This is a genomic window from Devosia sp. GW821-FHT12F11, from assembly GCF_058806655.1.
In genome coordinates, this window is sequence record NZ_JBXAPX010000010.1 from 1 (window position 1) to 12,328 (window position 12,328).

The following is a 12,328-nucleotide window of genomic DNA, read 5'->3' on the forward strand; positions in this document are numbered from 1 at the left end:
GACCCCACTCAGCAATCGGCCACGTACCACCAGCCCAAAGACTGAACAACCTGCTTGGAAACGACAGCTAGCTCGCTGGCGCTCCCAAGCTCCGCTTGCCTCCCCCGTCAAGGGGGAGGTGAGCATCGAGCCTGTGGCTGGATCCCGACCTGACGACCGGCTAGCCCCCCTACGGCGCTTCGTATTTGCCCACGACGCGGTGGCAGATCGGCCAGATGCGGCGGGATTCGGTGAACTGCTTAGCCGGGTTCCACTGCTCGAGTTGCCACTCGCGATCGTTCCAGCCGTTGAGCCGTTTGATGATCGCTTCGGCATCCTCGCCCCCCGGCGGGGTGTGGAAGAAGACGTGGTTGCGGCCGCGCGCCGGTTTGAGGTGCGGGTTGATCCAGGCGATGTCGCCTTCCCAGAATTCGGGGTTCATCGAACTGCCATCGACGATCAGCCCATAGGCGCCCTGCACCCCCTCGAGCGCCGCGGGCATGGCCATGTGGTCGACGAAATCGGAACTGACGATCAGCTTGCCATCGCCGCCCATGGCGCCGGAAAACACCGGCAACAGGTTGCGACGGCCGGATAGCACCACCTGCTCGCCCGGCACGACGCGCACCGGCTGCCCCTGGGTGCGCGGTCCGGTCGGCGCTTCGGACCCGGAGAGCGGGGCCTGGCCGGCGCTATGGGCCGCGGCAAAGCTCAGATAGGCGATGCCGGTTGCCGCCTCGATCTTGCCGAGCGTGGTGTTGGTCAGCGCAAACTTGTACTCGGCCGAGTTCAGCGGCCGGGTCAGCGTGGTCGATGAAATGCCGGCCCTGAGCGCCAGGGCCGTCGGCGACAGGCCGGTAACGCCGAGCACGTGGCGCACATACTCGACCGCGAGCTGGTTGGGTTCTGCCATGTGCACAACGTAGCACTCTTGTGCACAAATGCATCGTGCATTCATGCTTGACATGTTGTGCATTAATGCTCAGTGTATCGTCCCATGAGCAGCAGCAACGACATCTTCGGTTTCGAGTCGCGGCAACACTGCTCGCCAGTTCAAGCCCGAGCAACTCCCGAGCCCTCCAGCGGGCGGGCGCAGTCGCAGGGGCGGATGCGTCGAGACGGCGATTTGCCGAGGCGACGAGGAAAACCTCGCGCCGATGACGTCAAACCGGAGCTCGGGCGGGCGGCAACGCCGGCATGAACCCGGCAATCCGTCCCACCCGCCACTTCTCAATGCCGACGCCGGCACGGGGCCTGCCTCGTCGCTGATGCGCCGGCGCTGAACTTCACGCCCCTGCTCGCGGCCTGGCTGCGGGCGACATGACCACCCCACCGCCGGCGCACCCCGCGCCGGTGAACGCCACCCCTTTGCCCATGGAGCCGAGCTCATGATGCTCTATCGCCAGCTTCGCCTCGCCCCGGTGCGGGCGGCCGATGCCAGCCCCAGCCAGCAGCGCCTCGCCGAGGAGCGGCGGGCCCGCGAGGCGCGCATCCGCCGCGCCGCCCAGCACCCCCTGCCCGCTTCGAACCTCACGGTGCGGCCGTTCCACTCGGCACGCCCGCGGCCGAAGTCGCTGCTGCCGCCGGCGACGGAGGCTTGGCCGGATTATCGCGAGCCGGCGCCCTACGAAACTATGGAGCTTGGCCCCGCCCTAGCTCGCCCGATCACGGCGCGCGAGATCATCGACGAGGTCGTGGCCAAGCATCGGGTCAGCCGGGCCGAACTGTCAGGTTCGTCGCGGCGGGCGCCGGTCACCGCGGCGCGGCGCGAGGCGAGCTGGCGCATCCGCCACGAAGTGCTGGTCAACGGAAGGCAGATCAGCCTGCCCGAGATCGCCCGGCACCTGGGCGGCCGCGACCACACCACCGTGCTCTACAACATCCGCCGCTATGCGGCCGAGCTCGAGGCCAAGGCGCTGGCCGAAGCTGCCGCTGCGCCGGCCCGCCCCGCTCAAAAGGCGGGCGCCAAATGAGCCGCATCCGCTCCATCCACCCGGGTCTTTGGACCGACGAGGCCTTCATGGCGCTCTCGGCTCCGGCCCGGCTGCTGCTGATTGGCCTCTGGACCGAGGCATTCGACGATGGCGTGTTCGAGTGGAAACCGCTGACCCTGAGGGCGCGGATCTTCCCGGTCGATGCGGTCGAAATGCCTGGGCTGTTCGACGAGCTCAGCGCCGGCGGGTTCGTGCGCCGCGAGACGGTGGGCGGCCGGCCGATCGGGCTGATCCGCAATTTCCGCGCCTTCCAGCGGCCGAAAAAGCCGAACTCGTCGGGGCTGCTGCGGCCCGAATGGGAGGCCTATGTCGGGCTCAGCCCTGCCAATGCGGAACCCGTTCCCCACCCTGCCGCCACCACTGCCGAATTGTTCGCGCAGATGGAGGAGGAAGGGGGAGAGAAGGAGGACTCCAACCCTCCCCCGCCAGTGCCCGAAACCGCGACGCGCGAGATGTTCGCGACGCTCTGGTCGACCTTCCCGCGCAACCCCACCAGTTCGAGGGCCAAGGCCGAAGCGGCGTTCACCGCCCTCGCCCCGGCCGAACGCGAGCCGGCGCTGGCGGCGGCGCGCCGCTACAAAGCCTGGTTCGCCGAGGATTGTGCGGCGCGCGGGCGCAGCAGCGAGGCCGGCCGGCGCTACGCCCCGCATCTTGCCAAGTGGCTGGGCGATGGCGCCTGGCGTGAGGTGGCAGGGCTGGCCGATGCGGATCGGCCGGCCATCCAGATGGTGCGGCTCGACCGCATTCTCGATGCGGCGCTCTGGGCCGCCTGCGAGACGGTGCGCGGCAGGCCGGCGCCGGCGAGCCCCTGGTCGTTCGAGCCCGAGGTGGTCGCCAAGGCCCGGGCGCTGGTCGCCGGCAACCAGGCGGTGCACTGATGCCGATCCGCCCGATCGAAACCGCCCCCGGGTTTTCCGCGTTCGAGCGCCGCTGCGACACTTGCGGCAGCCCCCACGCGACGTACGGCAAAGGCAGCCTCAGCCAGGCGATCCGCACCGGCGAATTCGGCCGGCTGCGTTGCTGGTGCGGGCCCAACGGGTGCCGCGCCGCGCGGGCGGGAGGCGCGCCATGACCTGGTCGCAAACCGGCGCCGAACCACCTGGCGAGGTGCGCGGCAGCGGGCGCAAGACCTTCATCGAACGCATCCGCGAGGTGGCAGCCGAATATTCGGACCGCGGCCTCGGCGCCACCGCCGCGATGGCGGAGATCCGGGCAGCGTTGCGCGCCCTCGACAGACAGCTGAAGGAGACCGAGCATGGCAGACTGGTACGCGCTGAGGACACGGGCCAAGGGCGAGCGCGAGGCGCTGCGCCAGCTCGAGCGGGCGGGCTTCGAAGCCTACCTGCCGCAATACCGCATCGAGCGCTTCAACCGGCGGCTGCGCGTGCGCAAGATCACCACGCTCTGCCACTTCCCGCGCTACCTGTTCGTCCGGATGGCGCGGCTCGAGGACACTTCGAAAGTGCTCGCCTGCCCGCAGGTGCTCGAGCTGCTGCCAGGCCGGCCGCATCCGCCGCAACCGGTGCCGGCCCGGGACGTGCTGGCCCTGCGCGACGCCGAGGCCCGCCAGTTGTTCGATGACACCGACGCCGCCCGGCGGCTGCGCGGCGAGACAACGAAGAACACGCTGAAGGCGATGCAGAAGCGCCTCACCGGCAAGCCGGTGCGCGTCGCCGCCGGCCCCTTCACCAGCTTCGCCGGCACGGTGGAAGCGGTGGATTCGCTCGATCGGCTGAAGGTGCTGCTCGACCTGTTCGGCCGGCCGACCCCGGTGGAGCTGCGAGCCGAGCAGATCGAGGAGGTGGCGGCGTAAGGGCCCGAAGACGGTGCACGGGGTACTGCATGGTGGAGGACCACTGAGAGGCCGGTTCGTAACGCCATATGTGACGGCCCTGCCGCAAGGGGGGACCACGCGTTGCGCGGTGGAGATGGGGAGTCCCACGTGCGGAGCCACCCCCTCGCGGTCACGGGACTTCATTCGCCGGCGGGCGAAAGACCTGCGTCGTACGATGACGCAGCCCGAACGGCCCCTCCGGGCGTTGCCGGAAGAGGTCGGGACACGGCCTGCCGCGGTGCTGGCGGCAATCGCGCGAGCTGCACCCGCCATCTGACAGCGCAATTCGTGCGTGGGCCTCCCCCCTCCCCCAGCCTGTCGGCTGGTCCCCCCTCCCCCGCACGCGGGAGAGGGAGTTCTGACTGCGGCTTCGGTGCGCCCTCAGCCCCCGAGCTTGCCCTCCGTCCCATAAACCTCCAGCGCGCGTTCGCGGGTGAGGTAGCCGTCGCGGATGTCGCGGGCGATGGCGTCGCTGCTGCGAGCCCTGGGCTCGCCATAGCCGCCGCCATTGGCGGTGACGATGCGGATCACGTCGCCGGTATTGACCACCACATTGGTGGCGAACGAGTAGCGCTCGCTGCGCCCGTCGGTACGGCGCAGTTCGACATAGTTGAGCGACCCGTCGAGGCCGCCGGCGGCGCCCCAGGGCGGCACGGTGGAGCGGGTATAGCCGAGCGACAGGAAGTTGTTGTCGCCGCGCACCCGGTAATGCACCTCGATGCCCTTGCCGCCGCGCCACTGGCCTTCGCCGCCGGGCTCGGCATTGAGCGCCACCTGGTCGACGAACATGCCGTAGCGGGCTTCGGCGATCTCGGCGGGGCAGTTGAAGGTTTCGCCGTGAAAGCCCGAGAACTGCCCCGAATTGCCGTCATTGCCTTCCCAGCCGCCCCAGCCGCCGACCTGCGGCTCGACGATGGTGTAGTGGCGGCCGGTATCGGGGTGCTTGCCGCCCATCACCGTGCCGCAGATCGAGGCGAAGTTGCCGGCCGGCACGATGCCGCCGAAATGGTGCGCCAGCGCCCTGAGCGTCATGTCGAACAGGCGGATCTCGACTTCGGAGTAATAGCCGAGCGCCCCCGGTTCGACGACGTGGAAGATCGTGCCGGGCTCGGTGATCACCTCGAGCGGGCGGAAGCAGCCGCCATTGCCCGGGCCGTCCGGATCGGTGAAATCCTTGAAGGCCAGCTGCAGGGCGATTTCCGAGCCCTCGCGCGACGAGTTCTTGGAGCCTGACTGCTTGGGGTTACCGCGCAGGTCCACGCTGAACTTTTCCGGCGTGATGACGAGGCGGATATTGTGCACCGCGCCGTCGTCCTGGGTTTCGGAGTAATCGTAGGTGCCGGCCGGCATCTGCCTGAGCGCCGCCAGCGCCCGGCGCTCGCCCAGGTCCATATAATCGGCGACGGCGGCGAGATAGGTGTCGGCGCCGTATTTGGCGAGCAGCTCGTGCACCCGGCGCTCGCCGATGCGCAGCCCCGCAATGCCGGCCCACAGGTCGCCCTTGAGAAAATCGGGCAGCCTTGTGTTGACGTAGAGGATGTCGAACACCGCCTGGTTGGCGACGCCCTGGTCGAACAGCTTGATCGCCGGGATGCGCACGCCTTCCTGGAAGATCTCGGTGGCATCGGCCGACATCGAGCCCGGCACGTTGCCGCCCACATCGTTCCAGTGCGCGATATTGGCGACCCAGGCGACGATCCGGTCGCCCGAGAACACCGGGGAGGCGAGCACCATGTCGTTGAGATGCGTCACGCCGCCGTAATAGGGGTCGTTCGAGGCATAGAGATCGCCCGGCCGGACGCTCTCGAGCGGGAACTTCTTGAGGATGCCTTTGACCGCCTTGTCGAGCACCCCGATGAAGGCCGGGATGCCCGCGCCGGCTGCGGCGATGTCGCCGACCGGGTCGAGGATCGACGAGGAAAGGTCGAGCACCTCGTAGATGATGGCCGACATCGAGGCCTTGCGCTGCGCCACGAACATTTCGTCGGCGATCGCTTCGAGGGCGTTCTGGATGATGTCGAAGGTGACGGGGTCGTATTTGCTCATCTTGCTTCAGCCCTCGATCGCGATGTGGATGTTGCCGTAGTCGTCGACGCTGACGTGGTTGCCCGGCTGGATCACCACCGTGGTGCCCGGGTCCTCGATCACCGCCGGGCCGGCAAAGCTCATGCCGGGCTCGAGCTTCATGCCGTCATAGATGGTGGCCTCGTGGATGCCCTCGGTGGCGTAATCGACCTCGCGGCGACCCTTGATCGCCTGCTCGAGGCTGGCGCCGGTCCGCGCGAGCCTGGTGATTTCGAGCTTGCCGACTTCCGACGCGGCCACCAGGTGCAGCCCGATGATCTCGACGCCGGCATCGAGCCGATAGGTGTATTCGCGCTCGTAGGCATCGTGGAAGTTGGCGATCAGCTCGGCCATCGAGGCTGGGCTCAGCTCGCCCGCCGGCAGCGGCACTTCGACGGCGAACTCCTGGTTCTGGTAGCGCACCCGGACGAAGCCGCTGATGCTCACCTTGTCGGCGGGGACGTTCCCGCGCACGAAATCGGCGATGGCGCGGTCTCGGGTCGTGGCCAGCAGCCGCGACAGGCTTTGGTGATCGTCGGCATCCATCAGCTGGGTGACGAAATAATCGCGCCTGAGGTCGCTCATCAGCATGCCCCAGGCCGAGAACACCGAGGCGCCGCGCGGCACCACGACCTTCTTGACGCCCAGTTCCTTGCCCAGTTCGGCCCCATGCATCGGGCCGCCGCCGCCGAACACCACCATGGTGAAATCGCGCGGATCGTAGCCGCGGTTCACCGACACCAGCTTCAAGGCGTTGACCATGTTCGAATTGGCGATACGCACGATGCCGCGCGCCACTTCGATATTGCTCATCCCGAGCTTGCCGCCGAGCTCGGCGAGCGCGCCGTTCAGCGCATCCATGTCGGCAACGACATTGCCGCCGACGAAATAATCCTTGTTGATGCGGCCGAGCGCCAGGTTGGCGTCGGTGGTGGTGGCGTTGGTACCACCGCGGCCATAGGCGGCCGGGCCCGGCACGGCGCCGGCCGAGCGCGGGCCGACATGCAGCTTGTCGAACTCATCGACCCAGGCGATCGACCCGCCGCCATTACCGATCTCGACCAGGTCGACCACCGGCACCATGATCGGGTAGCCGGCGGACTTGCGGTCGCGCTCGATCCAGTAATCGGTCTTGATGGTGACCTGGCCGCCCTTGATCAGCGAGCATTTGGCGGTGGTGCCGCCGATATCCAGCGCCAGCACATCCGGCTCGCCGATGATGCGGCCGAGCTCGGCGGCGCCCCAGAAGCCGGAGGCCGGGCCGGATTCGACCATGGTGATCGGCGTCTGCTTGATCGAGTCCACGGCATCGACGCCGCAGTTCGATTGCATGACATAGAGCCCGCCGGCATAGCCCTTGTCGCGCAGCCCCGTTTCGAGCCGCTCGAGATAGCGCTGCGCCGCCGGCTGCACATAGGCCGACAGGATGGTGGTCGAGGTGCGCTCGTACTCGCGCCACTCGCGGGTGATCTGGTGCGAGGCAACCGCCACCACGTCCGGCCATAGCCGGCGCAGCTCGGCGAGCGCCGCCTCTTCATGCGCCGGGTTGGCATAGGCGTGGATGAAACAGATGGCGACGGCGGTGACGCCATCGGCCCGGAAATCGGCGACGATCTGGGCGAGCCCGCCCAGGTCGAGCGGCACCTGCTCGCTGCCGTGGAAATCGATGCGGCCGGCGAGCTCGCGGCGCAGGTACCTGGCGACGAACGGTTCGGGCTTCTTGTACTTGAGGTTGAAGAAATCCGGGCGGTTGCCGCGGCCGATCTCCAATACGTCGCGGAACCCCCTGGTGGTGATCAGGCCCACCTTGGCGCCCTTGCGCTCGGTCAGCGCGTTGATCACCACGGTGGTGCCGTGGGCGAGGAAATCGAGGCTCTCGAGCTCGACCCCGGCCTTGGCCAGCACGTCGAGCACGCCCTTTTCGAACTCGGGCGGGGTGGTGTCCGATTTGTCGGTGCGCACGCTCTGCGCCCCGGTGCGGGTATCGGTTTCGAAATAGACGAGGTCGGTGAACGTGCCGCCCACATCGGTGGCCACGCGCGTAATCTTGTCGGACATATCAGTCTCTCGTTTGAGCGCCGCGGCCGGGTGCCGACGGCGCCGTATGCTGGGGGTGGCGCACGCTCATCGCTTGTTGCCGGTCGCGGCGAGCGCGACGGCGAGCACGATGATCACGCCGGTGGTCAGGTCCTTGAAGAACGGGTTCACGTTGAGGATGTTGAAGCCGTTGCCGATCAGCGCCATCAGCAGCACGCCGGCCATCGAGCGCCAGATGGCGCCGGCGCCGCCCATGATCGAGGTGCCGCCCAGGATCACCGCGGCGATCGCCTCGAACTCGTAGCCGGTGCCGGCCTGCGGCTCGCCCATCGAAAGCCGCGACACGGTGATGACCCCGGCAAGGCCGGCGGCGCCGCCCGACAGCGCGAAGGTGATGATCTTGACCAGGTTGGTGCGGATGCCCGACAGCAGCGCCGCTTCCTCGTTGCCGCCCACCGCGAAGATGGCGCGGCCCAGCGTCGTGCGGTTGAGGATGAACATCATCAGCGCCATGAAACCCAGCATCACCAGCACGGCGACATTGACCAGGTCGAGCTTGGCGCGGCCGAGCCAGGCGAATTCCTCGACCCGCACCGGGATCAGCTTGCCGTTGGTGATGAGGATGGCCATGCCGCGATAAACGAGGCTGGTCGCCAGCGTGACGAGGAACGAGTGCACGTTGAAGGCGGTGATGATGATGCCGTTGATCGAGCCCAGCAGGAGCCCGATCAGCGGCGCCGCGATGATGGCGACCAGCGGGTCGACATTGATGGCGAGCCAGGCCGCGCCCACCGAGGCGACGCCGAAGATCGCCCCGGTGGAGAGATCGAACCCGCCGCCGATGATCACCAGGGTCAACGCGCAGGCGATGATGAACAGCGGCGTCGACTGGTTGAGGATGTTGAACAGGTTGCGCGGCGTCAGGAACGACGGCGACAGCGCGGTGAGGGCGAGCAGCATCACCGCGATGATGATGAGCACGCCGTACTGGCGCACGAAGTCGCCGATATCGAAGCGCCGCGCGGCGGGGGGTGTTTTGGTGAGTGTGGTGTCGGCCATCAGCTGGCAGCCTCCTGGCGATTGCGTTGGCTGTTCTGTTCGAGAAAGACGCGGGTCAGCGCCGATTCCACCGTCAGGGCGGCGGCAGGCTCCTCGGCGAAGATCCGGCCGTCGCTCAGCAGGTAGCAGCGGTGGGAGAGGTTGATGACTTCCTCGAGCTCCGATGAGATGAGCAGCACGCCGACGCCCTCGGCCGCCATGTCGACGATGAAATCGTGGATGCGGCGGCGGGCTCCGATATCGACGCCGCGCGAGGGCTCGTCGAGGATCAGCAGCTTGGGCCGTGCGACCGCCCATTTGGACAGCAGCACCTTCTGCTGGTTGCCGCCCGAATAGCGCGCCACCCGGCCGTCGATCGCCCCCGGCACGATGCCGAAATGGCCGATCATGTCGCGCGTCTGCTTGATCTCTGCCCCGCGCCTGAGGATGCCGAAGCGGCTGATGCGGCCGAGCGTGCCGAGGCTGATATTGAAGCGGGTCGGCTGGGTCAGCACCAGGCCCTGCTTGCGCCGGTCCTCGGGCACCAGCGCCACGCCGGCGGCGATGGCGTCGTAGACGGAAAAGCGGGCGCGCACCGGACTCCCCTCGATCAGGTATTGCCCGCTGCTGATCCGGTCGGCGCCGAACATGGCGCGCGCCACCTCGGTGCGGCCCGAGCCGACGAGGCCGACGAGGCCGACGATCTCGCCCGGGCGGATGACGAGGGAAATATCGGAAAGCCCGGTGCCGGTGCTGACGCCGCGCAGTTCGGCGACCGGCGGCTGCGTCTCGGCCGGGGCGGCGGGCAGCGCCGGCCAGAGGATTTCGGCGGCCTGCCCCAGCATGGCATCGACCAGCGTCTGCTTGGTCTCGCCCGCCATCGGCGAAGTGCGCACCACCCTGCCGTCGCGCATGATGGTGACGTTGTCGCAATTGGCGAGGATATGGTCGAGGAAGTGGCTGACATAGATGACGGTCTTGCCCTGCGCCTTGAGCCGCCGGATCACCTCGTGCAGGCGATCGGCTTCGTCCTCGGTCAGCGACGAGGTGGGCTCATCCATGATGATGACCTGCGCGTCGCGGGCGATGGCGCGCATGATCTCGACCTTCTGGCGTTCCGCGATGCGCAGCGTCGCCACCTTGGCGAGCGGGTCGATGCCGAAATCGCAGGCCTTCTCGAGCGCCTCGAAGCGGGCGAGGTCGCCCCCCACCAGGATGCCGGCGCGCTGGCTTTCGCGGCCCAGAAAGACGTTCTGCACCACGTTCAGTTCAGGCGCCAGCTGCAGCTCCTGGTGGATCATGGCGACGCCGAGCGCCAGTGCGTCGCGCGGCGAGAAGCGCGCCACCCGGGTGCCGAGAATTTCGAGCTCGCCCTCGTCCGGCGTGTAGTAGCCGCCGATGATCTTGCCCAGGCTCGATTTGCCGGCGCCGTTCTCGCCGACCAGCGCATGCACGGTGCCGGCGGCGATCTCGACGTCGATGTTATCGAGAATGCGCGTCCCGCCAAAGCTCTTGGCAACTCCCCGCACCCTTACGGCGATGGCTGGCGTGGTCATGGGCGTCTCCCGGACTGCTCGATGCAGGTGGCCGGGGACGCTGGCGTCCCCGGCACGGATGTTGCCGTGGCGATCAGCCTTCCCACTCGGCCTTGAAATCCGGGTGGGCGTCGAGCCATTGCTTGTCGACGATCATCGGGTTGCTGGCCTTGGTGGCGGGATCGATCCAGTTCTCGACCGTCTCGCCCTTCTTGGCTCGGATCAGCGCATCGGCGGCGTAGAACCCTTCCGAGAACGGATAGCCCGAGAGCGTCGCGTCGAACACGCCCGCCTTGATCTTGTCGACGGTGATCTGGTTGAGGCCGCCACCGATCAGGTAGATCGGCTCGATCGGGATGCCGGCATCGGCGAGCGCAATCTCGACACCCAGCAGGTGCTGGTCGGCGTTCGACAGCACCACGTCGATCTTGGGGTTCGCCTGGATGATGTCCTGGAACGCGGTCAGCGACGCATCCGGGCTGTAATTGCCCTCGCCGGTGGCGACGACCTTGATGTTGGCGTGCTGGGCCAGCACGGTCTCGAAGCTCTTGTAGCGCAGGTTGTCGAACGGGAACTGCAGCTGGCCGATCATGATCACCACATTGCAGGGATCCTTGTCGGCACAGAACTTCACCACTTCCTCGGCCTGCGCGGAGGCGCCGTCGACCGGGTTGGAAGCAACCGTGGTGGTGAGGCCGGCGACCTGCGGGGTCATCACCGTCAGCTCCGGGCCGACCGGGAACAGCGTCGAGGCGACCAGCAGGCCTTCCTTGGTCGCTTCCTCGAGCGCGGTAGCGATACCGACCGTGTCGTTGGGGGCGATGATGATGCCGTCGAAGCGGCCGCCGGCAATGATGTCTTCCACCTGCTTGTACTGGGTGGCGGCGTTGAACTCGCCGTCGAAGATTTCGACCTCGACCCCGCCGGCCTTTTCGGCGGCGGCCTTGACGCCCTGCCAAGTCGCATCATTGTAGCCGTTCTGGCTCGATGCGGCGAGGAACGCCAGCCGGATCGGCTCCTGGGCCATGGCGGTGGCGGGGATGAGGGCCGAGGCCATCAGCGCCGCTGCGAAAATCTTGTGCTTCATCGTGTTTCTCCTGTGGGTCCCGTGTCTTGTGCTGGGTCCGTAGGCTCGGACCACCTGTTGCGCCGACCGCCGGAGCGGGCAGCGAGAGCCTCATCCCTCCATGGCCGGAGCGCCGCCGCCGCCGCTCACGCCATGGAAGTTGGCACCTTCCGACCGCATCCGGTCGAGCAAGAGGAAGGCGAGTGTCGCGACCGGCTGCCAGGCAAGCGCGGCTTCGACCTTGTCGGCCGTGAAGTGCCCTTTGCGATGCAGCAGGTTGAGCGTGCCGATCACCTGGCCGTCGGCAACCGCCGGCAGGTTCATGTTGGATTCAAAGCCCAGCGCCTGGATCTTCTGCCAGTCGAAGAACACCTTCTGGATGCCCTCGATGCTGGTCGAGGCATAGGGCTCACAGCGCTCGATCACCGACTCGAAATAGAGGTTGCGATCGAGCCGCTTGAAATTGCCGGTCGGATAGGCGGCCGCGTCATCCGTCCACACCCGCCGCGAGCGCATTTCGCTGAGATCATAGACCGAGGCCGTGGTGAGGAGCGAACCCACCGCCGCATGGAGGCCCGCGCGGCAATAGGCAAACACTGCGACGGCGGCAGCTTCGCCGCGCGCCAGCCGATGCGCGTGCTCGAGATCGGGGGTCACTTGAGCCTCCTCGAGACCGTTGTCGGTGCGCTCAGCGCCTTGCGCTCGAGTTCGACCAGGCGGGCATTGGTGAAGCTCAGCCCAGCACTCATCGGCCGATCACCGCCAAGTCGCGCGGTGCGGC

10 protein-coding genes are annotated in these 12,328 nt (G+C 67.6%); 3 read left to right on the forward strand and 7 right to left on the reverse strand.

Going from position 1 to position 12,328, the window contains the following annotated elements:
- Nucleotides 1-169: 169 nt before the first annotated feature.
- Complete coding sequence (locus AC1ROK_RS25025) at nt 170-892, reverse strand: S24 family peptidase (protein ID WP_492852008.1); 723 nt, start codon at nt 890-892, stop codon at nt 170-172.
- 475 nt (nt 893-1,367) lie between these two features.
- Between AC1ROK_RS25025 and AC1ROK_RS25030 the strand changes: the two genes are divergently transcribed.
- The 3 genes from AC1ROK_RS25030 (at nt 1,368) to nusG (ending at nt 3,786) form a co-directional block, all read left to right on the forward strand.
- Nucleotides 1,368-1,952 (forward strand): helix-turn-helix domain-containing protein, encoded by a 585-nt coding sequence (locus tag AC1ROK_RS25030; RefSeq protein ID WP_492852010.1) that lies wholly within the window; start codon nt 1,368-1,370, stop codon nt 1,950-1,952.
- On the forward strand, nt 1,949-2,851 hold the full coding sequence (locus AC1ROK_RS25035; RefSeq protein WP_492852012.1) for an LvrA C-terminal domain-related protein: 903 nt from the start codon (nt 1,949-1,951) through the stop codon (nt 2,849-2,851). The genes AC1ROK_RS25030 and AC1ROK_RS25035 overlap by 4 nt, the downstream gene beginning before the upstream one ends.
- Nucleotides 2,852-3,228: 377 nt before the next feature.
- Nucleotides 3,229-3,786 carry a transcription termination/antitermination protein NusG gene (gene nusG, locus AC1ROK_RS25040; RefSeq protein ID WP_492852014.1) on the forward strand — a complete coding sequence of 186 codons (558 nt, stop codon included), beginning with the start codon at nt 3,229-3,231 and terminating at the stop codon, nt 3,784-3,786.
- A gap of 402 nt (nt 3,787-4,188) precedes the next feature.
- Here the strand turns inward: nusG and AC1ROK_RS25045 are convergent, their stop codons facing one another.
- From AC1ROK_RS25045 to AC1ROK_RS25070, 6 genes are all read right to left on the reverse strand, one after another.
- Nucleotides 4,189-5,853, reverse strand: a complete 1,665-nt coding sequence (locus AC1ROK_RS25045; RefSeq protein ID WP_492852016.1) for a hydantoinase B/oxoprolinase family protein — start codon at nt 5,851-5,853, stop codon at nt 4,189-4,191.
- A 6-nt stretch (nt 5,854-5,859) separates the two neighbouring features.
- Nucleotides 5,860-7,929 (reverse strand): hydantoinase/oxoprolinase family protein, encoded by a 2,070-nt coding sequence (locus AC1ROK_RS25050; protein ID WP_492852018.1) that lies wholly within the window; start codon nt 7,927-7,929, stop codon nt 5,860-5,862.
- 66 nt (nt 7,930-7,995) lie between these two features.
- Nucleotides 7,996-8,967, reverse strand: coding sequence for an ABC transporter permease (locus tag AC1ROK_RS25055; protein WP_492852020.1), 972 nt, complete (start codon nt 8,965-8,967; stop codon nt 7,996-7,998).
- Nucleotides 8,967-10,502 (reverse strand): sugar ABC transporter ATP-binding protein, encoded by a 1,536-nt coding sequence (locus tag AC1ROK_RS25060; RefSeq protein ID WP_492852022.1) that lies wholly within the window; start codon nt 10,500-10,502, stop codon nt 8,967-8,969. The genes AC1ROK_RS25055 and AC1ROK_RS25060 overlap by 1 nt, the downstream gene beginning before the upstream one ends.
- A 73-nt stretch (nt 10,503-10,575) precedes the next feature.
- Nucleotides 10,576-11,568, reverse strand: a complete 993-nt coding sequence (locus AC1ROK_RS25065; protein ID WP_492852024.1) for a sugar ABC transporter substrate-binding protein — start codon at nt 11,566-11,568, stop codon at nt 10,576-10,578.
- Between the two features lie 90 nt (nt 11,569-11,658).
- A complete protein-coding gene (locus AC1ROK_RS25070) occupies nt 11,659-12,204 on the reverse strand; it encodes a hypothetical protein (RefSeq protein ID WP_492852026.1) in 546 nt (181 codons plus the stop codon).
- Between the last annotated feature and the right edge of the window lie 124 nt (nt 12,205-12,328).

Coding starts and splice junctions, on each gene's coding strand:
- AC1ROK_RS25025 (WP_492852008.1), bottom strand. CDS start 892: ATGGCAGAACCCAACCAGCTCGCGGTCGAGTATGTGCGCCACGTGCTC.
- AC1ROK_RS25030 (WP_492852010.1), top strand. CDS start 1,368: ATGATGCTCTATCGCCAGCTTCGCCTCGCCCCGGTGCGGGCGGCCGAT.
- AC1ROK_RS25035 (WP_492852012.1), top strand. CDS start 1,949: ATGAGCCGCATCCGCTCCATCCACCCGGGTCTTTGGACCGACGAGGCC.
- nusG (WP_492852014.1), top strand. CDS start 3,229: ATGGCAGACTGGTACGCGCTGAGGACACGGGCCAAGGGCGAGCGCGAG.
- AC1ROK_RS25045 (WP_492852016.1), bottom strand. CDS start 5,853: ATGAGCAAATACGACCCCGTCACCTTCGACATCATCCAGAACGCCCTC.
- AC1ROK_RS25050 (WP_492852018.1), bottom strand. CDS start 7,929: ATGTCCGACAAGATTACGCGCGTGGCCACCGATGTGGGCGGCACGTTC.
- AC1ROK_RS25055 (WP_492852020.1), bottom strand. CDS start 8,967: ATGGCCGACACCACACTCACCAAAACACCCCCCGCCGCGCGGCGCTTC.
- AC1ROK_RS25060 (WP_492852022.1), bottom strand. CDS start 10,502: ATGACCACGCCAGCCATCGCCGTAAGGGTGCGGGGAGTTGCCAAGAGC.
- AC1ROK_RS25065 (WP_492852024.1), bottom strand. CDS start 11,568: ATGAAGCACAAGATTTTCGCAGCGGCGCTGATGGCCTCGGCCCTCATC.